Source organism: uncultured Phyllobacterium sp., assembly GCF_902479695.1.
GTDB lineage: Bacteria > Pseudomonadota > Alphaproteobacteria > Rhizobiales > Rhizobiaceae > Phyllobacterium > Phyllobacterium calauticae.
The window spans coordinates 146,721-166,123 of sequence record NZ_CABSQF010000001.1; the positions used below are offsets into that span (position 1 = coordinate 146,721).

General features: G+C 58.3%; 18 protein-coding genes. 13 read left to right on the top strand and 5 right to left on the bottom strand.

Annotated elements, in window-relative coordinates:
• Nucleotides 1–182 precede the first annotated feature (182 nt).
• The 13 genes from RDL77_RS00680 (at nt 183) to RDL77_RS00740 (ending at nt 13,576) form a co-directional block, all read left to right on the top strand.
• Nucleotides 183–1,472, top strand: a complete 1,290-nt coding sequence (locus tag RDL77_RS00680) for an ABC transporter substrate-binding protein (protein WP_288191427.1) — start codon at nt 183–185, stop codon at nt 1,470–1,472.
• A 2-nt stretch (nt 1,473–1,474) separates the two neighbouring features.
• Nucleotides 1,475–2,419, top strand: coding sequence for a carbohydrate ABC transporter permease (locus tag RDL77_RS00685; protein ID WP_223614290.1), 945 nt, complete (start codon nt 1,475–1,477; stop codon nt 2,417–2,419).
• Between the two features lie 103 nt (nt 2,420–2,522).
• Nucleotides 2,523–3,296: a carbohydrate ABC transporter permease gene (locus RDL77_RS00690; protein ID WP_374042633.1), complete on the top strand. Its 774-nt coding sequence runs from the start codon at nt 2,523–2,525 to the stop codon at nt 3,294–3,296.
• A 3-nt stretch (nt 3,297–3,299) separates the two neighbouring features.
• Nucleotides 3,300–4,319 carry a Gfo/Idh/MocA family protein gene (locus RDL77_RS00695; protein WP_288191430.1) on the top strand — a complete coding sequence of 340 codons (1,020 nt, stop codon included), beginning with the start codon at nt 3,300–3,302 and terminating at the stop codon, nt 4,317–4,319.
• Complete coding sequence (locus tag RDL77_RS00700) at nt 4,316–5,428, top strand: Gfo/Idh/MocA family protein (RefSeq protein ID WP_223614293.1); 1,113 nt, start codon at nt 4,316–4,318, stop codon at nt 5,426–5,428. The genes RDL77_RS00695 and RDL77_RS00700 overlap by 4 nt, the downstream gene beginning before the upstream one ends.
• Entirely contained in the window at nt 5,412–6,494 is a 1,083-nt protein-coding gene (locus RDL77_RS00705; RefSeq protein ID WP_288191431.1) for an ABC transporter ATP-binding protein, read from the top strand. Before RDL77_RS00700 ends, RDL77_RS00705 begins: the two co-directional genes overlap by 17 nt.
• 82 nt (nt 6,495–6,576) lie before the next feature.
• A complete protein-coding gene (locus RDL77_RS00710) occupies nt 6,577–7,485 on the top strand; it encodes a LysR family transcriptional regulator (protein WP_288191432.1) in 909 nt (302 codons plus the stop codon).
• A 120-nt stretch (nt 7,486–7,605) separates the two neighbouring features.
• The gene (locus tag RDL77_RS00715) at nt 7,606–8,766 is read left to right on the top strand and encodes an ABC transporter substrate-binding protein (RefSeq protein ID WP_288191433.1); all 1,161 of its coding nucleotides are present in this window, start codon (nt 7,606–7,608) and stop codon (nt 8,764–8,766) included.
• Nucleotides 8,767–8,830: 64 nt separating this feature from the next.
• Nucleotides 8,831–9,829: an ABC transporter ATP-binding protein gene (locus RDL77_RS00720; RefSeq protein ID WP_223614297.1), complete on the top strand. Its 999-nt coding sequence runs from the start codon at nt 8,831–8,833 to the stop codon at nt 9,827–9,829.
• Nucleotides 9,829–10,782, top strand: coding sequence for an ABC transporter permease (locus RDL77_RS00725; RefSeq protein ID WP_223614298.1), 954 nt, complete (start codon nt 9,829–9,831; stop codon nt 10,780–10,782). The genes RDL77_RS00720 and RDL77_RS00725 overlap by 1 nt, the downstream gene beginning before the upstream one ends.
• Nucleotides 10,772–11,587: an ABC transporter permease gene (locus RDL77_RS00730; RefSeq protein WP_223614299.1), complete on the top strand. Its 816-nt coding sequence runs from the start codon at nt 10,772–10,774 to the stop codon at nt 11,585–11,587. Before RDL77_RS00725 ends, RDL77_RS00730 begins: the two co-directional genes overlap by 11 nt.
• Before the next feature lie 25 nt (nt 11,588–11,612).
• Nucleotides 11,613–13,040 carry a gamma-aminobutyraldehyde dehydrogenase gene (locus RDL77_RS00735; protein ID WP_288191435.1) on the top strand — a complete coding sequence of 476 codons (1,428 nt, stop codon included), beginning with the start codon at nt 11,613–11,615 and terminating at the stop codon, nt 13,038–13,040.
• A 116-nt stretch (nt 13,041–13,156) separates the two neighbouring features.
• Nucleotides 13,157–13,576 carry an N-acetyltransferase gene (locus RDL77_RS00740; RefSeq protein WP_223614301.1) on the top strand — a complete coding sequence of 140 codons (420 nt, stop codon included), beginning with the start codon at nt 13,157–13,159 and terminating at the stop codon, nt 13,574–13,576.
• Between the two features lie 72 nt (nt 13,577–13,648).
• Here RDL77_RS00740 and RDL77_RS00745 read toward each other — a convergent pair whose 3' ends face one another.
• Genes RDL77_RS00745 through RDL77_RS00765 form a run of 5 tightly spaced genes read right to left on the bottom strand, consistent with a single transcriptional unit; the run spans nt 13,649 to nt 19,383 of the window.
• On the bottom strand, nt 13,649–14,764 hold the full coding sequence (locus RDL77_RS00745) for an anhydro-N-acetylmuramic acid kinase (RefSeq protein WP_288191436.1): 1,116 nt from the start codon (nt 14,762–14,764) through the stop codon (nt 13,649–13,651).
• Between the two features lie 10 nt (nt 14,765–14,774).
• Entirely contained in the window at nt 14,775–15,812 is a 1,038-nt protein-coding gene (locus tag RDL77_RS00750) for a serine hydrolase (protein WP_288191437.1), read from the bottom strand.
• A gap of 3 nt (nt 15,813–15,815) precedes the next feature.
• A complete protein-coding gene (locus tag RDL77_RS00755) occupies nt 15,816–17,588 on the bottom strand; it encodes an ABC transporter ATP-binding protein (RefSeq protein WP_288191438.1) in 1,773 nt (590 codons plus the stop codon).
• Nucleotides 17,585–18,424: an ABC transporter permease gene (locus tag RDL77_RS00760; protein ID WP_288191439.1), complete on the bottom strand. Its 840-nt coding sequence runs from the start codon at nt 18,422–18,424 to the stop codon at nt 17,585–17,587. The genes RDL77_RS00755 and RDL77_RS00760 overlap by 4 nt, the downstream gene beginning before the upstream one ends.
• Nucleotides 18,424–19,383 (bottom strand): ABC transporter permease, encoded by a 960-nt coding sequence (locus tag RDL77_RS00765; protein ID WP_288191440.1) that lies wholly within the window; start codon nt 19,381–19,383, stop codon nt 18,424–18,426. The genes RDL77_RS00760 and RDL77_RS00765 overlap by 1 nt, the downstream gene beginning before the upstream one ends.
• Between the last annotated feature and the right edge of the window lie 20 nt (nt 19,384–19,403).

A 19,403-nucleotide genomic window follows, 5' to 3' on the forward strand; every position in this document is an offset into this window, starting at 1 on the left:
TACAAAGCCTGGCAGATGGCTGCCCGTTCGTTTGCTTCCGGCGTCAACGCTACTTCACGATATAGATTTTATCTATAATACGATGTCAATTTCGTATTTTTCCATAGTCTGTTGAACTGTTACTGTTGCATGCCGTCATCCGGTGAGGAGACCGATGCCGGCTCGTTTCAGTGGGAGGCACTATGAACGGACAAATCGACAGGCGTCATTTTCTCAAGGCGACAAGCGCACTGCTGGCAATGGGAGCCATGGGAAGCCGGATGGCCTTTGCAGAAGGCAGCAATCTGCGTCTTATTTTCTGGGGAAGTCAGACGCGAGCCCAAGTCACCAACGCAGCCGCCGACCTTTACGGAAAGAGAGAGGGGGGCAGCATTCAAAGCGAGTTCCTGTCATGGAACGACTACTGGCCAAAACTGGCCACGCAAACCGCCGGCGGCAACGCGCCGGATGTGCTGCAGATGGATTACCGCTACATCGTCGAGTACGCCGCGCGTCAAGCGATTGCGCCGCTCGACGAGTTCATCGGCAACGCACTCAATCTCGGTCAATTCGACAAGGATCAGCTTGCGGGTGGCTCGGTCGGCGGAAAATTGTATGGCATCAGTCTGGGTGCCAATTCATGCGCCACAATGATCAATACGGATGCTTTCAAGGAAGCAGGCATTGCAGTCCCGACAAACGCCCTCACCTATGACAGTCTTCGCGACGTTGGCGCGGCGTTCAAGAAAGCCAATATACGCGGCGGTATCAGGGCGATTGCGGATACATCCGGACTGGAGCCAGTTCTCGAGAATTGGCTGCGGCAGCGTGGCAAGGCGCTCTACACCGCAGACGGTAAACTTGCATTTGATGCCGACGACATTGTTCAGTGGTTCAAACTGTGGACCGAGCTGCGCGAGGCCGGAATTTGCGTGACCGCGGAAGACCAGGCGCTTGACACGGGCTCGCTCGAGACCTCGATGCTTGTGACCGGTAAGGCTGCGATGTTTCCTGCAAATTCCAACCAGCTTGTCGCCCTGCAGGCGCTCGTCAAAGACAAGCTCGTACTGTGCGGTTATCCGCGCGTCGCGGCAACCATGGGCGGCGGCCACTACCGGAAACCCGCCATGCTGTTCTCCGTCGCCGGTTCATCCAAGCAAAAGGCGGCAGCGGCCAAGTTCATCAGCTTTTTCGTCAGCGACCCCGATGCCGCCAAGCTGCTCGGTACAGAGCGTGGTATCCCCTGTTCGGCTGCCGCGCGCGAAGCTATTGCGTCAACCCTCAACGAAAACAGCCGAATGGCACTCGACTTCGTCACCAATCTCGGCGACCTGCTTGGACCAATTCCTCCGTCACCGCCCAAAGCTGCTGGAGAAATCGAACTCTCTGTCCTCAGAACCCTCAGCCAGGAAGTCGCATTCGGGACCAAGACACCCGAAAATGCCGGACCTGAATTTGTCGCACTTGCCAATGATCTGCTGAGCAGGGGCTGATCATGGATATCACCGCCTCTAATCCAGCTGCCCGCGCAAACCGGCGGGCAGCGACAGGAGAGCTCTCACGCGGTTTTGGCTCCAGGGAGCGCTACGGTTATCTGTTCCTGGCTCCCTGGTTCATCGGTTTCTTCGGCCTGTCGGTCGGGCCGATGATCTGGTCCTTCTATCTGTCATTCACAAACTTCGACCTGCTGACCGATCCCAAATGGGTCGGCGCTAGCAATTATATCCGCATGTTCACGACCGATCCGAAATTCATGACGTCCATGCGTGTCACACTGTTCTTCGTCGTCCTGTCCGTGCCCTTGAAACTGATCGCGGCTCTGACCGTAGCCCTGCTGCTCAACCGCGGCATGAAAGGCTTGCCGATCTACCGCGCCCTGTTCTACCTGCCGTCGCTTCTAGGAGCCAGCGTGGCAATCGCCATACTGTGGCGGCAGATTTTTGCGGGGAACGGGCTGGTCAACAAATTTCTGGCGCTCTTCGGAATCGCCGGGCCAAGCTGGATATCCAATCCCTCCTATTCGCTGTGGACGCTTATCATCCTGTCGGTTTGGCAGTTTGGCTCACCGATGATCATTTTTCTCGCCGGCCTGCGGCAAATTCCTGCGGATGTGTATGAGGCTGCCAGCCTTGATGGTGCCGGACGCTGGCGACAGTTCATCAAGATCACCCTGCCCCTGCTGTCCCCGGTGGTTTTCTTCAACGCGATCATTCAGACCATAGAAGCATTCAAGAACTTTACTCCGGCCTTCATTATCTCCGGCGGCACCGGCAATCCGATCAACTCGACCCTGTTCTATACGCTTTACCTCTATCAGGAGGCATTCGGCTTCTTCCGCATGGGCTATGCCTCGGCACTTGCCTGGGTTCTTCTTGCGCTCGTGGCGATCTTCACCGCCTTTGCCTTCCTCACAGCGAAGTATTGGGTGCACTATGACTGATACCGCGAAGCAACCGGCTGTATCGGCAGAGACGTCACAGAACGCGCGAAAATATCTAACATTGGGCGCAACGCATATCGTCCTGATCATCGCCTGCGTGGTGATGCTCTATCCGCTTCTGTGGATGCTGGCGGCCTCGTGCCGTCCTGAACAGGAGATCTTCACATCGGTCAGCATCTGGCCGTCATCCTGTCATTTTGATGCCTACGTCCGCGGATGGAACGGACTGAAGGTCGGTTTCGAGACCTTCTTCAAGAACTCACTCGTTATTGCGCTCTTGTCAGTGGCGGGCAACGTGCTCAGTTGCTCCATGGCGGCTTATGCCTTTGCCCGGTTGGAATTCCGGGGGCGCAGCTTCTGGTTCGCCCTCATGCTGATGACGATGATGCTGCCCTATCAGGTCACGCTCATCCCGCAATATGTGCTGTTCCGGCACCTCGACTGGGTGAACACCATCCTGCCGCTGGTTGTCCCGAAGTTTCTCGCGGCCGACGCATTCTTCATCTTTCTGATGGTGCAGTTCTTCCGCGGGCTGCCGAAGGAGTTGGACGAGGCTGCCATGATGGATGGCTGTTCGCCCTGGCGGATTTACTGGAAGATTATCCTGCCGCTTTCAACGCCGGTGCTGGCGACCGCGGCAATCTTCACCTTCATCTGGACCTGGGACGATTTCGTCGGCCCCCTGATCTATCTCAGCGATATGCGGCAATATACCGTGATGCTGGGGCTTCGCACCTTCACGGACTCAACCGGCGTTTCCGACTACGGCAGCCTCTTTGCGATGTCGGTTCTGTCCCTAGTGCCGATCTTCGCCTTTTTCCTCTTCTTCCAGCGCCTTCTGATCGAAGGCATAGCAACCACAGGAATGAAACGATAAGCCATGTCCCATCTGAATTTTGCAGCCATTGGCATCAATCACAGCCATATCTATGGCCAGGTCGAGTGCCTGAAACGAGCAGGCGCACGGCTCGTCGCCTTCCATGCACGGGAAGATGATCTTGCCGCCGCATTTTCCAGCAAATTTCCGGAAGCCATACGCGTTGCCGATCCGCGCACGATTTTCGACGATCCATCCATCCAGATCATAACGACAGCCGCAATTCCCGCCGAGCGCGCCGCGATATCGATTACCGCGATGCAGCACGGCAAGGATGTCCTCTCGGACAAGCCGGGAATGACAAGCTTTGAACAGCTGTCGGACATTCGCGCGGTCCAGAAGGCCACCGGGCGAATATACAGCGTCCTGTATTCCGAGCATTTTGAGGTGCCGGCCACGGTCAAAGCGGGCAGCCTTGTCGCTCAAGGAGCGATTGGCGAGGTTATCAACACCGTCGGTCTCGGGCCCCACGCCATCCGCAACAACCACCGGCCTGACTGGTTCTTTGACAGAGCACAATACGGTGGAATTCTCTGCGATATCGCCAGCCACCAGTTTGAACAGTTTCTGTTCTTTTCCAATGCGATTGACGGAGAGATCATTTCGGCCACCGTTGCCAACCGGGCCAATGCAGGTCAACCCGGCCTGCAGGACATCGGCGACGTCCATATGAAGACAGAACGCACATCCGGCTATGTCCGCGTTGACTGGTTCACGCCGCAGGGACTTCCCACCTGGGGCGACGGTCGCCTGACCATTCTCGGCACGGAAGGATATATCGAGCTTCGCAAATATATCGACATCAATGGACGTCCTGGAACAGACCACCTTTTCCTGGTCAATGCGGATGGTATCCAGCACCTGGACTGTACGGCCGTCGATCTGCCTTTTGGCCGGCAATTCCTTGAAGACGTGCGCAACCGGACCGAAACGGCAATGCCGCAGGAACGATGCTTCAACGCCATGAAACTTGCCTTGACCGCTCAGCAACTGGCCGAGCGCGGTACGGAGTGGAAACAATGACACGCCTCAGAACAGTCGCCGTCGTCGGATGCGGTATCGGCAGAAGCCATATTGTCGAGGGCTATGTCCCCAATGCCGACAAATTCAGACTCCTCGCCATCTGCGACATAGACGAGGAAAAAATGCACGCGCTTGCGGATGAATTCTCCGTCGAGCGCCGGATCACTGATTTCGACGACCTGCTGACCATGGACGATCTGGATATCATCGATATCTGCACGCCGCCGAAACTGCACTTCCCGATGGTCATGAAGGCGCTGAAGGCAGGAAAACACGTCATCTGCGAGAAGCCACTCGTCGGGTCGCTATCCGAGGTGGATCAGGTTATCGCCCAGGAGAAATTGTCCAAGGGCCGCCTGATGCCAGTGTTCCAGTACCGCTTTGGTGATGGGATCGAGCAGGCAAAGGCCATTATCGACGCCGGCATCGCCGGAAAACCCTTCATCGGTTCCGTCGAAACATTCTGGACGCGCGGACCGGACTACTACGAGGTGCCATGGCGCGGCAAATGGGCAACGGAACTCGGCGGTGTGTTGATGACACACGCCATTCACCAGCACGATCTGTTCAATTATCTGATGGGCGACATCAAACGTCTGTTTGGCCGGGTCGCCACCAGGGTCAACAAGATCGAGGTGGAGGACTGCGTCACCGCCTCGATCGAACTGACCAATGGCGCGCTTGCCAGCTTCACCGCCACCCTGGGCTCTGCCGATGAAATCACCCGTATCCGTCTCACCTTCGAGCACGTGACGTTCGAAAGCGACCACGAGGCCTATAACCCCGGCGCAAAACCCTGGGTTATCCTGCCACGGGATCAGGCAACGAAGGACAAGATCGACGCCCTGCTCAAAGACTGGAAGCATGTTCCGTCGCGCTTCCAGACACAAATGGCGCGGTTCTTCGATGCGCTTGAAAATGATAGCGCGCTTCCGGTGACAAGCGCCGATTCACGCAGGGCACTCGAACTGGTCACCGCATTCTACTATTCATCACTGACGCACCAGGATGTGGAGTTGCCAATTCCGAACGACCACCCGAACTATGAAAGCTGGGTTCCCGCCGCATTCCGTCAGACTGATGAGGTCCCGCATGGCAACCGCAGTTGAGCTCCAGAATGTTGTAAAGAGCTACGGTAATCTTCAGGTCATCCACGGCGTCAACCTGACGATCGATCCCGGCGAATTCACCGTCTTCGTCGGTCCGTCCGGTTGCGGCAAGTCGACATTGCTGCGGATGATTGCAGGTCTTGAAGCCATCAGCGACGGGGACCTGCTGATTGACGGCGAGCGCATGAATGCTGTCACGCCGTCAGAGCGGGGAATTGCGATGGTTTTTCAGTCATACGCGCTCTACCCCCATATGAGCGTCTACAAGAACCTTGCTTTTGGTCTCGAAACCGCGCGGCTGCCGCGGGCTGAAATAGCAAAACGGGTTCAGCGGGCCGCTGAGATTCTGCAAATTGAACCGCTGTTGAACCGCAAGCCGAAGCAGCTCTCCGGCGGGCAGCGTCAGCGTGTTGCCATTGGCCGCGCCATTGTGCGCGAACCGAAAATCTTCCTGTTCGACGAACCTCTCTCAAACCTGGATGCGGAACTGCGCGTACAGATGCGCGTGGAGATCGCCAAACTCCAGCAGCGATTGGGTAACACGACGATCTACGTCACCCATGACCAGGTCGAGGCGATGACCATGGCGGACAAGATCGTTGTCTTGCGCGACGGCAGGATCGAACAGGTCGGTGCACCCCTTGATCTGTACAATCATCCGCGCAACCTGTTTGTCGCCGGCTTCATCGGCTCGCCGAAAATGAACTTCCTGCAGATCTCCGCCGCAGAGATCGAGGTAGATGCTGACGCAACTGGATCAGCAGCGGGCGGGCGGCCGGACATCCCGATGACACTGGGTATCCGCCCTGAACATATCACCATCGACCCCAATACCGGTGCCGCGCTCGGTCCGTTGAAAGTTGTGCTGGTCGAGAGCCTGGGCGGTCAAACCGTGGTCTACGCGACCGCAGCGAACGGACAAACCATTACGGTTGTTCTTGATGGACAGGTGGCAGTTGGAGAAAGGCTGGAGGCCTTTTTTGATCCGGCCAAGGCCCATCTTTTTGCGGCCGATGGCAATGTGGTGGCGGGCGCCCAACTGCCGCACATCATAAAGCTCGTTTGATAGAAACGGGCGGTCTGGCGCGCATGGGTCGTCCCGCGTCAGACCGCTTGCCATGCTCCGCTTTGCCGGTATTAATCCGTGCATGGCATTCACACTCCGGCAATTGCAATATTTCGTCGCGGTCGCGGAACAGGGCTCGATCACCCGCGCCGCGCAGAACCTGTCGATTTCGCAGTCGTCCATCACCGAAGCCATCAAGGAACTTGAAACCGATCTGGGCGTCGAGCTGTTCGAACGCCACCCACGCGGCTTGCACATCACCTATAACGGCCATCAGTTCCTGCGCCATGCCACCAAGATACTGGCCGACGTTTCCGACGCACGCCGCTCCTTCTCCGAGGACAGACCGACCGATGCCGGCAAGCTGCAATTGGGCGTCACCTCGCTCGTCGCCGGTTATGTCCTGTCCGATCTGCTCGCCCGCTATCGCCGTGCGTGCCCGGGAGTGGAGGTCAGCGCCATCGAGGACAATGGCTCTTATCTCGAACACCTGCTGATCGGCGGCGAGCTGGATGTCGCCGTCATGGTCATTTCCAACCTGCGCGACCGCATGGCCCTGCAGGCGGAAATCATCGAGACCTCGCCCTACCGGCTCTGGCTGCCGCTTGGCCATCCCCTGGTCAGCGCCGATATCATTTCCATCAATGACATCGTCAGGGAACCGCTGATCATGCTGACGGTCGATGAAATCGAGGAAAACACCGGCAAGCTGCTGACAGCACTGGGCGCCCGTCCGCACGTCGCTTTCCGTACCCGGTCCGTTGAAGCCGTCCGCAGCCTCGTGGCAACTGGCGCGGGCATCGCGCTATTGCCCGATCTGGTCTACCGCCCCTGGTCGCTGGAAGGCGACCGCATCGAAAGCCGTGACGTTTCCGGCGCGCTCCCGGTGGTGCAGGTAGGCATGGTCTGGCGCAAGGGATCCAGCCTACCGCAGGCGGCGCGTGACTTTGTCGGCATCGCCGAAGCGCTACGCAGCGGCCGTACGCGATGATATCGGAAAAACCGATAGCGCCCTTCTGATTAATGAATTTGCGAAAGCGGCAAAAGAGAGGCACTTTTTCTCCCGGGAACACACGCCGCAAAGGCGGCACCACAATCGGGAGATTTCGAGATGAAGCAGATTCTGAAATCCTGCACAGCGCTGACCCTTTCGCTTGCCTTCTGCACGCAGGTCATGGCTCAGGAAGCCTTGAAGCAATTGGGCAAGGGCGAAGGCGAACTCTCCATCGTTGCCTGGGCCGGCTATATCGAGCGCGGCGACACCGACAAGGCCTATGACTGGGTTACCGGCTTCGAGAAGGAAACCGGCTGCAAGGTCAGCGTCAAGACGGCCGCCACATCGGACGAGATGGTGGCGCTGATGAACGAAGGCGGCTTCGATCTCGTGACCGCCTCCGGTGACGCCTCGCTGCGCCTCGTGGCCGGCAAACGCGTCCAGCCCATCAACACTGATCTTATCCCGAGCTGGAAGACAATCGACAAACGCCTGCAGGATGCTCCTTGGTACACGGTCAAGGGCGTGCATTATGGTGTGCCCTATGTCTGGGGTCCGAACGTCCTGATGTACAATACCGAGGTTTTCAAAGGTAAGCCGCCAAAGAGCTGGAACGTTGTCTTTGAGGAAATGACCCTGCCGGACGGCAAGTCCAACAAGGGCCGCGTGCAGGCCTATGACGGTCCGATCCATATAGCCGACGCCGCCAACTACCTGATGTTCCACAAGCCGGAACTTGGCATCAAAAGCCCCTATGAGTTGAACGAAGACCAGTACAAGGCAGCGCTTGAGCTGTTGCGCGGACAGCGCAAGCTTGCCGGTCGTTACTGGCACGATGCGATGATCCAGGTCGATGACTTCAAGAATGAAGGCGTTGTCGCTTCCGGTTCGTGGCCGTTCCAGGTCAATTTGCTGAAGTCGGAAAAGCAACCCGTTGCTTCGAATTTCCCGGAAGAAGGCACGACCGGCTGGGCTGATACGACCATGCTGCATGCGGAAAGCACCCATCCGAACTGCGCCTATATGTGGATGGAACACAGCCTTTCCACAAAGGTGCAAGGCGATGTTTCCGCGTGGTTCGGCGCCAATCCATCCGTCGGTGCAGCCTGCAAAGGCAATGAACTCCTCACGGACGAAGGCTGCGCCACCAACGGTTACAATGATTTTGACAAGATCAAATTCTGGAGGACGCCGGTTGCCAAGTGCGAAAGCCAGAGCGAATGCGTACCGTATCACCGCTGGGTGTCCGATTATATCGGTGTCATTGGCGGCCGCTGATCCCCGATGTCACGCTGCGGTGCCTGGTTCGCCCCGCAGGCATGCCTGAAACATGGAGTGAGACATGACAGCTGCTGTCCTGTTTGAAAACGTATCGCGCCATTTCGGAGCGGTCCGCGCCGTCGATGCGGTTGATCTTGCTGTTGCCGAAGGCGAATTCTTTGCCATGCTTGGCCCCTCTGGCTCGGGCAAGACCACCTGCCTGCGCCTGATGGCGGGGTTCGAACAGCCGACCGGCGGCCATATCGAGATTTTCGGCGAGACAGCGGAGGGCGTGCCGCCGTACCGGCGCAACGTCAATACGGTGTTTCAGGACTACGCATTGTTTCCACATCTGAGTATCCTCGATAATGTCGCCTACGGCCTGATGGTCAAGGGCGTGGCGCGGGAAGAACGGCGCAAGGCTGCGGAAGATGCGCTTGCCATGGTCAAGCTGCCTGGGTACGGCACGCGGCGGCCCGGTCAGCTTTCCGGCGGCCAGCGCCAGCGCGTTGCGCTTGCGCGCGCCCTCGTCAACAAGCCTAAAGTCCTTCTGCTGGACGAGCCACTGGGTGCGCTTGACCTCAAGCTGCGTGAACAGATGCAGGAGGAATTGAAGACCCTGCAGAAATCGCTCGGCATTACCTTTGTCTTTGTCACCCATGATCAAGGCGAAGCCCTGTCCATGGCCGACCGCATCGCCGTGTTCAACGAAGGCAGGATCCAGCAACTTGGTACGCCGGAAGATGTCTACAAGCGGCCGAAGACGCGGTTTGTCGCCGATTTCGTCGGCTCGTCCAATATCCTGCAACCGGAATTTGTCACCCAGCTTGGCGCGGGCCGGCAACTCGCCAGCCTGCGTCCCGAAGCCATTGAGCTTACCGGCAAAAAGGACGGCCAGCTTTCGCTGTCCGGCATTGTCCTGTCGCGCAGCTTCCTTGGTGCATCGAACCGTATCACCGTCGATGTCAGCGGGACCAAACTTCATGTGACCAGCCCGGCGGCAAGTCCTGTTCCGGAAGAAGGCAGCAAGGTCACATTGAGTTTTGCCCCGGCCGATCTTCATCTCATGGAGGCGGTGTGATGAGCGCCATCACCGGCGAACAGGCCATATCAACGCAAAGGTCCGGTCTTGCCGGCCGCATATCGGATTTCTTCTGGAAACATCCGCATGTTTTCCTGGCAGTAATGCTGGCTCCGCCGCTGCTGTGGCTCGGCATCATCTATTTGGGTTCGTTGCTCGCGCTCCTGTTGCAGAGCTTCTTTTCCATCGATGATTATTCGGGCCTGGTGAATTACGAGTTCACGCTTGCCACCTACGGGCAGCTGCTGAACGAGACCAATCTCGACATCATCATCCGCACCGTGTGCATGGCGGCGATCGTGACCCTGTTTTCCGCACTGATCGCCTTTCCGATCGCTTACTATGCGGCGCGCTATGCCAGGGGAAAATGGAAGGCGCTGTTCTATCTCGGGGTAATGCTGCCGCTGTGGTCGAGCTATCTTGTCAAGATTTACGCGTGGAAACTGATCCTTGCCAAGGAAGGTATCCTGACCTGGCTCCTGACCAAGCTGAACCTGCTCTGGCTGCTGGATGCGTGGCTGTCACTCCCGGTGATCGGCGGCAATTCCCTCTCGGTCAGCTATACCGGCACCTTCATCGTATTTGTCTATGTCTGGATGCCCTTCATGATCCTGCCGATCCAGGCATCGCTGGAACGCGTACCGGTCAATCTGATCGAGGCCTCCTCCGATCTTGGCAGCACCCCGCAGCAGACCTTCCGCCATGTGCTGTTTCCGCTGGCTCTGCCCGGCATCGTTGCCGGATCGATCTTCACCTTTTCGCTGACGCTGGGTGACTACATCATTCCGCAGATCATCGGTTCTTCGCGTCTGTTCATCGGCCAGGCCGTCTATGCGCAGCAGGGCACGGCGGGCAACATCCCGCTTGCTGCCGCTTTCACCGTCGTGCCCATCGTCATTATGGGGCTCTATCTCTGGGCCGCCCGCAGAATGGGAGCTTTCGATGCGCTCTGATCGTTCCGCCTCTGCTCCGCTGGCCCTGAAGATTGCCGCCGCCGGCGGGCTGCTCTTCCTGCATCTGCCGATCCTGCTGATTTTCCTTTATGCCTTCACCACAGAAGAAAAGAGTTACCAATTCCCGCCACCCGGCCTGACACTGCAATGGTTCGCGGTGACCTGGAACCGACCGGATGTGTGGCAGGCGCTGAGCCTCTCGGTCCGCGTCGCCTCGATCGCCACGGCCGTCGCATTGCTGCTTGGCACGCTCTGCGCCGCCGCGGTCAGCCAGACCCGGTTCTTCGGGCGCGAGACGATTTCACTGCTGGTCATCCTGCCGATTGCGCTGCCCGGCATCATCACCGGTATTGCCCTGCGATCGGCCTTCAGCATGGCGGACATTCCCTTCTCGATCTGGACCATCGTGCTTGGTCACGCCACGTTCTGCGTCGTGGTTGTCTATAACAATGCGGTCGCCCGCTTCCGCCGTGTTTCGGGTTCACTGGTCGAAGCGTCGATGGATCTCGGTGCCAACGGCTTCCAGACATTTCGGTATGTCATCCTGCCGAATATCAGCACGGCGTTGCTGGCAGGCGGCATGCTCGCCTTTGCCCTGTCCTTCGACGAAGTCATCGTCACCACATTCACCGGCGGCCAGCAATCCACCCTGCCGATCTGGATGCTGCAGGAACTCATCCGCCCGCGCCAGCGGCCCGTCACCAACGTGGTCGCGATGGTCGTGGTGCTGGTGACATTCCTGCCGATCCTTGCCGCCTATTACCTCACACGCGACGGCGACCAGATCGCTGGTTCCGGCAAATAATGCAAAGACTATGGGAGAACGACACATGGATACGCAACTGCTGATCGGATCGACATTCGTCGCCGGAACCGAGGCCGAGGAACATATCCTCAATCCGAAGACCGGCGCGACAATCATTGATCTTGCCGAAGCCTCCCACATTCAGATTGATGCAGCTGTCGACGCGGCCGAACGGGCCTTTGCGATGTGGTCGCTGACGACACCTGCCGAGCGCTCCGGTTACCTCCTGCGGATTGCCGATGCCATTGAAAAACATGCGGATGATTTCGCCGCGCTTGAAGCGCTCAACTGCGGCAAGCCGATCAACGCCGTGCGCAATGACGAGCTTCCCGCCATCATCGATTGCTGGCGGTTCTTTGCCGGAGCCATCCGTTCCATGCATGCGCCCGTCGCCGGCGAATATCTGCCCGGACATACCTCAATGGTCCGCCGCGATGCCGTCGGCATTGTCGGATCGATTGCGCCATGGAATTACCCGCTGATGATGATGGCGTGGAAACTTGCGCCAGCTATTGCAGGTGGCAATACGGTGGTGTTCAAGCCATCCGAACAAACACCGCTGACAGCGCTGAAAATGGCGCGGCTTCTGGCGGATATTCTCCCCGAAGGGGTAGTCAACGTCATTCTTGGCCGCGGCGACACGGTCGGCAACGCGCTGATCAACCACCCCAAGATTGGCATGGTGTCCATCACCGGCGATATCGCCACGGGAAAGAAGGTGCTGCAGGCCGCCGCCAAGACGGTCAAGCGGACTCACCTGGAACTGGGCGGCAAGGCGCCTGTCATCGTCTATGACGATGCGGACCTTGAAGCGGTGGTCAACGGTATCCGTACCTTCGGTTATTACAATGCCGGCCAGGATTGTACGGCTGCCTGCCGCATCTATGCGCAGGATGGCATCTACGAGAAACTGGTGGCGGACCTCACCTCTGCCGTCTCCACCATCCGCTTCAATGACGCCGACGATACGGTCAATGAGATCGGACCGCTTATCTCCAGCCGCCAGCGCGACCGCGTGGCGAGTTTTGTGGAGCGCGCAACGGAACAGAAGCACATTGAGATTACCACGGGCGGCCATGCGGGCAGCACCAATGGTTTCTTCTTCCAGCCCACCGTCGTTGCCGGTGCGACGCAGGAGGACGAGATTGTCCGGCGCGAGGTGTTCGGTCCGGTGGTTTCGGTCACGCGTTTCCGTGCCGATGATGAGGCCGTAAGATGGGCCAATGACAGCGATTACGGCCTCGCCTCTTCGGTCTGGACGAAAGATATTTCCAAGGCGATGAGAACCGCATCGCGGCTGCAATATGGCTGTACCTGGATCAACACCCACTTCATGCTGACCAATGAAATGCCGCATGGCGGCGTGAAGCAGTCAGGCTATGGCAAGGATATGTCGATCTACGCATTGGAGGATTATACGGCCGTTCGCCATATCATGATCAACCACGGCTGAAGGCCGGTTTCCGGCAGCGTGACGGCACCAAAGGAATAAAATATCCATAGAACATTGAAATCAGGAATTTATTATTCTAGCCTGATTTTACTGACCTGACTTATCCATGCGGTAGAATGAACATCCATCTCGAAGTCACAGAAGCCCCCTCGCCAACCGATCTCAAATTCCTGGGAGATCAGCTGACGGCATTCAATGATGGCGACGTCGGGCCGAGCCAAAGAGTGGCCCTTGCGGTCTTTGTGCGCGATGAAACGGATAGGGTTGTCGGTGGAATATCGGGCTACACCGCGTGGGGATGGCTCTACGTTCAATGGCTGTGGGTGGATGAGAGTTTTCGCGGACAGCACATGGCAGCCAGAATGTTGGATGCCGCAGAACAGGAAGCGGCGGCACGCGGATGCCATGGCGCATATATTGATACGTTCAATCCAAGGGCCGCGAAGACTTACCAGAAGCAGGGATACCAGACCTTTGCCACCCTGCCCGATTTTCCGATGGGGCGTGACCGCATCTTCCTGCAGAAACAGCTCTGATTAGTGGTCCGATTCTGACATTCGCATGCTGCGCTTCATGTCAGATGGGATGCGAATGTCAAATTCGTTCCACTAGCCTGCTATGCGTCCGCCGCGCGTGGGCTCGCGAACGCCTGTCGTCGTCGGGAAACTGATCGGCAGGTCCCTGAGAGCACGCACCGCAAGAAAACCAAAGCATTCCGCTTCGACCGCATCGCCGCGCAAACCCAAGGCTTCGGCGGCCAAGACCTCGACGCCAGCACGATCCGAAAGCATGGCCATGATCGCCGGATTGCGGCGGCCGCCTCCGCAAACCACCAGCCTGCCGGGCCGCTGCGGCAAAAGATCGAGCGCTTTCCCGACGGCAGATGCGGTAAATGCCGACAGGAGCGCAGCCCCATCCCGTGCATTGAGGCCATCGGCCATTTCCGCACCAAAATCAAAGCGGTCCAATGATTTTGGATAAGGTGCTGTCAGATAAGGATGCTGCAGGAGCTTGGAAAGGCGTACTTCGTCAACCGTTCCAGCCAAAGCCAGAGCGCCGTCCCGATCCATTTCACCCAGCCCTTTCGACTTGACGAAATCATTGAGCGGCGCGTTGGCAGGCCCTGTATCGAACGCGACAAAGCCACCATCGCCATCCCACCAGGTAATGTTCGCAACACCGCCCAGGTTCAGCATGGCGGTGTCGTTTCCAACCCCGGCAGCCTGCAGCAGTGCAGCATGATAGGCCGCCGACAAAGGAGCACCCTGCCCGCCCATGCGCATATCAGCCGAGCGGAAATCATAGGCGACCTTTGTTCCAAGAATGGCGCTCATCAGTTCGCCATCGCCGAGCTGGCGGGTTGCGCCAAGACGGCCGCCCTTAGGTGCGCGGTGCAGGACGGTCTGGCCGTGAAAACCGACAATGCCGATGTCGGCCATTGTCAGGCCGGCACCGTTGACCAGATCCCGGACTGCCGCGGATTGCGCGCGCGTCAGTGCCTCTTCGGCTTGCCGGAAGATCACCGGTTCGGGACCGTTGAAATTCCAGGCACGGGCCTGGTTCAACGTCTCCTCCAGCAGGCTTCGAACGGATGCGTCGTAGGGGGTCAACGCATAAGCGCCGAACGCCTCTATGCGCTCACCGTCGGTTTTGATCAGGGCAACATCAATGTTGCCGTCAAGTACGGTACCGGTCATCAGGCCAACGGCCCACATTGGTTCCATGGTTGAATTCCTACTGTCCGTTGACGAGATTGCCGACTTCCTGCCGAAGCAAGGTTATTCCACTGTCGAAATGGCGCGTCGGATGAATGCGGTTGGTGAGCAGTGTCCAGGCCCTGCCCTTGTCGAAATCAATCCACAGGCCAGTACCTGTAAAGCCCGTATGACCGATCGTGTTCGCAGAACACAATCCTCCGCCTGACCAGTCCTCATATGGCCGCTCCCACCCATGGGTGCGTTTGGCGGACAGAGGTTCTTTCATGAGCGCGATCGCATGCTCGGACGCTCCGGTTCCATCCAGCAGACCTTGCGCGAAATCCAGAACGGAATCGGCCGTTCCGAACAGCCCGGCATGACCGGCTCCCTGCAAGGCGGCGCAGTTGTCGTCATGCACCTCGCCCGACAACACCCGGTGCCGCCAAGTGCAGTCCTCGGTGGCCGCCGCAGCATCAGATGCAGCAGAGAACGCAAAACCTGGTCCTGGGTCCATGTCACGGATGGAGCACTTGGATAGGCGCTCCAACACAAAACCCAGAAGAATAAAATTGATATCGGAATAGACCGGTTCCCCGGCCTGCCATTCACGCTGCAGGATGAAGCTGCGCAGCAAATCCGGATCGCGGCCATAGGTGTATATCGGACCAACGGCCGGCAAGGGCGTCTGATGGCCGAGACATTGCCTAAAGGTGATTTTCCGCTCCCAGGCGTTTGCGTCATATTGGCGTAAATCCGGCAGCGCGGAGATGAGCGGTGCGTCGAGATCAATGATGCCCGCTTCCGCCAAAGCAAGGATGCGCGGTGTCGTAAAGATGACCTTGGTCAGCGATGCAAGGTCGAACCACGTGTCGATCCGCATCGGCCTGATATTCGGAATGAGTTGAGCTGAGCCAATCGCCTGGATGATCCGGCGCTGATCCCGATCAACGATGCCGAACACGCCCCCGGGGATGCGGTTGGTTGCTACGCAACTGGCAAGTGGTGCAAAAGCGCGATTGAACAACCGGGAAAGCGCGGCATTGGCGAACTGTTCCGTACGATCAGATGCACTCATGATCTATCCCGCCGTTTGCGAATATGGTGGAGCTTCGGTACGTGCCTTGTGATCGGCACCAAAATGTGTCCAGTCGGCTGCATCGGGTTCAAAGCCCAGTTGGCGCACCAGGGACGGAACCTGCCGCGTATCCAGTTCAAAGTGCTCCTTGCGGCGGCTGACCGTCGGAACGGCGGCAATGAGCCTTTGCGTATAGGAATGCTGCGGATTTGCCAGCACCGCTGCAGCACGACCGATTTCAACAATCTGTCCGGCATACATGACGGCAATCCTGTGGGCGATCCGCTCGACAACGGCCATGTCATGCGAGATGAACAGATAGGCCAGATTGAATTCCCGTTGCAGGTCGACAAGCAGATCCAATACCTTGGCCTGCACGGACACATCCAACGCCGAAACCGCTTCATCCAGAACCACAACGGAAGGGTTCAGCATCAGCGCCCGGGCAATGCACAGGCGCTGGCGTTGACCGCCGGAGAATTCATGCGGATAGCGGTCAAGGCTGTTGGACGGCAGGCCGACACGCTCGATCAGCATGGACATTCTCTCACGCGTCTGGACATCGAGCCGCCCGCCTGCGGCAATCACCGGCTCCGCAAGAATGCTCGCAATGGAGAGCCGCGGATTGAGCGAAGCATAGGGGTTCTGGAAAACCATCTGCACCGGCCGCTGGCTTTGCCGTGCGGAGGCTTCCTGCCTGACGGCAGAAAAGGTGCCGCGCGTGGATTTTGTCAGACCCAGAATGGCGCGCGCCGTTGTCGATTTCCCCGAGCCGCTTTCGCCGACAATCGCCAGTGTTTCCCCTGGCATCAGATCAAAATCCACGCCTTCCACCGCGTGAACCGCACCGGCGGGACGGCGAAAAACACCTGACGTAACCGGAAACCGCACCGTAAGCCCGTCAACCCTGAGAGCCGGATCGACCGATGCCTCGCTGTCGCGTTTGCCGTCGGTACGCGCTGCCTGCCCGCTGGCGAAATGCGGGACGGCATGCAGGAGATGTTGCGTATAGGGATGTTGCGGGTGATCGAGTATCTGGTTCAACTCCCCTTGTTCCACCGCCTGCCCGTTCTGCATCACCATGACCCTGTCGGCAATTCCCGCGACCAGGCCGATGTCATGCGTGATGAAAATCATCGACATCCCGGTTTCCCGCTTCAATTCTGCGAGAAGCGCCATGATCTGTGCCTGCACGGTGACATCCAATGCCGTCGTGGGCTCATCGGCAATCAGCAGACGGGAGTTGCACGCCAAAGCCGTTGCTATCATGACGCGCTGGAGCATACCGCCCGATAGCTGGTTCGGATAATATTTCAAGCGTCGCAAAGCGTCCGGAATCCGCACGCGATCGAGCGCGTCCTTGGCAGCCGCACGCACCTGCTTTCCAGTCAGCCCCCGATGGAGTCGAAAGGATTCTTCAATCTGCGTGCCTATGGAAAGCACGGGATTGAGCGATGTCATCGGCTCCTGAAAAATCATGCCGATTTCAGCGCCGCGCACTTTTGTCAGTTGCGGTTCCGTCGCGGCCGTCAGGTCCAGAATGCTGTTATCGGCCCGTTTCAGCTTTATGGAACCGGAGACGATGCGCCCCCCGCCAAAATCAACGAGCCGATTGATCGAGAGCGCCGTGACGGATTTTCCGGAGCCGCTTTCACCGACGATCGCCAGTGTTTCTCCGGCCGCCACATCAAAGCTTACGCCGCGCACAACCTGATTGACCTCGGGGTCGTGGCCGAAGCCGACGTGCAGATCACGGACAGAGAGCAGCGGGCTCATGGGTTTGACCTCCGCATTCTCGGATCAAGGATATCGCGCAACGCATCGCCGAGCAGGTTGAAACCAAGGATGCTCACCATGATCGCAAGGCCGGGGAAGATCAGCAGCCATGGGGCTGTTTCCATCAGATTGCGGCTGTCGCTCAGCATCAGACCGAGCGACGATGCGGGCGGCTGCGTGCCGAGCCCAAGGAAACTGAGGCCCGCTTCCGTCAGGAGAGCCCATGCCAGCGCCAAGGTGATCTGAACCGTCAGCGGCGCCACCAGATTGAGCAGGAGATGCCGCGTCAGGATGTATGTGCGGCTGCTGCCGAACGTGCGCGCCGCGTCAACGAAATCACGCGCCTTCAGCGACAGGGCTGGCCCGCGCACGACACGGGTGAATATGGGCGTGTAGACAATCCCGATCGCCACAACGCTGGTCCAGGTTCCCGGTCCGACAATGGCCACAACCAAAAGGGCGAGAAGAATGGCTGGAAATGCCAGCAACACATCCATCAGGCGCATGATGATGCCATCCAGCCGATGGCCGAACCATGCCGCGGCCAGGCCAAGGACAGTTCCCGCAAGCGATGCAAAGGCAACCGACAGGAAGGCCACCGTAAAGGACTGCCCTACCCCACGCATGAGACGGCTGGCGACATCGCGGCCAAACAGGTCGGTGCCCATCCAATAGGTGATGGTGGGAGAGTGCAGACGGTCCAGGCGGTTCTGCATCAACGGGTCATGCGGTGTGAAACCCATAACGCCGAGCAAGGCGATCACGAGGTAGAGCAGGACGATGGCCCCGCCTATTCTGCCGCTTGTATGTCCAAAAATCGCGCGGAGGATGCGCATTACCGTTCTCCCAAACGAATACGGGGATCGAGCGCCGAATAAGCGAGGTCGACCAGAAGATTGACGACCATGAAGTTGAAGGCAATGAACAGCACGCTTCCCTGCAACAGGGCATAATCCCGCTGCAATATCGCATCGAGAACCACGCGCCCCAATCCTGGCAGCGCATAGATCTTCTCGACGAGAACGGCGCCGCCCAGCAGATAACCGAATTCCATACCGCTGAGAGTGACGACCGGGATAAGTGCATTCGGCAGCGCATGCCGCCAGATGACACTGCGCGCCGACGCCCCCTTGCTGCGTGCGGTCCTGACATAATCATCGCTCAGGACATCGAGCATGGCCGACCGGGATATGCGGGTGACGGAAGCGGCAAATGCCAATCCGAGCGTGATGGCCGGAAAGATCAACTGGCTAAGGTTGCGCAGCGGGTCCTTCCAGAAGGGCGAAAACTCTCCCATCGTCGGCAGCGCGCCGAAGCCGACAGACAGCATGTAGATAATCAGAAGGCCGACAACGAAGCTCGGTGTTGACTGGCCGATCATGGCAAAGATGCGCACTATCAGGTCGGATGGCCTGCCATTATGGGTTGCGGCGAACACCCCTGCCGGAAGACCGATGGCAAGCGCGATGATCATGGAAAGAAAGGCCAATTCCAAAGTCAGCGGAAAGCGATCAAATATTACGTCGAGCACCGGTTTTCCGTAGGCGACCGAGATACCCAGATCGCCACGGAAAAGCCCGAGCAACCAGTGCCAGTATTGAACGAGCCAATTCTGGTCGAGGCCGAAATAGGCCGTCAACGCCACGCGTTGTTGCGGCGTCAATAGTCCGGCCTCTGTCCCCAGCATCGCCGTGATGGAATCGCCGGGAACGAGACGGATTGCAACGAACACAAGTATTGAGACGCCGATCAGAACCAGCGGAAACGTCACCAGACGCCGTGTAACATAACCCATCCAGAAACGTCTCCGGGTAA

Bases quoted from the DNA above. Each gene is read 5' to 3' on its own strand.
- RDL77_RS00680 (WP_288191427.1), top strand. From the start codon at position 183: ATGAACGGACAAATCGACAGGCGTCATTTTCTCAAGGCGACAAGCGCA.
- RDL77_RS00685 (WP_223614290.1), top strand. From the start codon at position 1,475: ATGGATATCACCGCCTCTAATCCAGCTGCCCGCGCAAACCGGCGGGCA.
- RDL77_RS00690 (WP_374042633.1), top strand. From the start codon at position 2,523: ATGCTCTATCCGCTTCTGTGGATGCTGGCGGCCTCGTGCCGTCCTGAA.
- RDL77_RS00695 (WP_288191430.1), top strand. From the start codon at position 3,300: ATGTCCCATCTGAATTTTGCAGCCATTGGCATCAATCACAGCCATATC.
- RDL77_RS00700 (WP_223614293.1), top strand. From the start codon at position 4,316: ATGACACGCCTCAGAACAGTCGCCGTCGTCGGATGCGGTATCGGCAGA.
- RDL77_RS00705 (WP_288191431.1), top strand. From the start codon at position 5,412: ATGGCAACCGCAGTTGAGCTCCAGAATGTTGTAAAGAGCTACGGTAAT.
- RDL77_RS00710 (WP_288191432.1), top strand. From the start codon at position 6,577: ATGGCATTCACACTCCGGCAATTGCAATATTTCGTCGCGGTCGCGGAA.
- RDL77_RS00715 (WP_288191433.1), top strand. From the start codon at position 7,606: ATGAAGCAGATTCTGAAATCCTGCACAGCGCTGACCCTTTCGCTTGCC.
- RDL77_RS00720 (WP_223614297.1), top strand. From the start codon at position 8,831: ATGACAGCTGCTGTCCTGTTTGAAAACGTATCGCGCCATTTCGGAGCG.
- RDL77_RS00725 (WP_223614298.1), top strand. From the start codon at position 9,829: ATGAGCGCCATCACCGGCGAACAGGCCATATCAACGCAAAGGTCCGGT.
- RDL77_RS00730 (WP_223614299.1), top strand. From the start codon at position 10,772: ATGCGCTCTGATCGTTCCGCCTCTGCTCCGCTGGCCCTGAAGATTGCC.
- RDL77_RS00735 (WP_288191435.1), top strand. From the start codon at position 11,613: ATGGATACGCAACTGCTGATCGGATCGACATTCGTCGCCGGAACCGAG.
- RDL77_RS00740 (WP_223614301.1), top strand. From the start codon at position 13,157: ATGAACATCCATCTCGAAGTCACAGAAGCCCCCTCGCCAACCGATCTC.
- RDL77_RS00745 (WP_288191436.1), bottom strand. From the start codon at position 14,764: ATGGAACCAATGTGGGCCGTTGGCCTGATGACCGGTACCGTACTTGAC.
- RDL77_RS00750 (WP_288191437.1), bottom strand. From the start codon at position 15,812: ATGAGTGCATCTGATCGTACGGAACAGTTCGCCAATGCCGCGCTTTCC.
- RDL77_RS00755 (WP_288191438.1), bottom strand. From the start codon at position 17,588: ATGAGCCCGCTGCTCTCTGTCCGTGATCTGCACGTCGGCTTCGGCCAC.
- RDL77_RS00760 (WP_288191439.1), bottom strand. From the start codon at position 18,424: ATGCGCATCCTCCGCGCGATTTTTGGACATACAAGCGGCAGAATAGGC.
- RDL77_RS00765 (WP_288191440.1), bottom strand. From the start codon at position 19,383: ATGGGTTATGTTACACGGCGTCTGGTGACGTTTCCGCTGGTTCTGATC.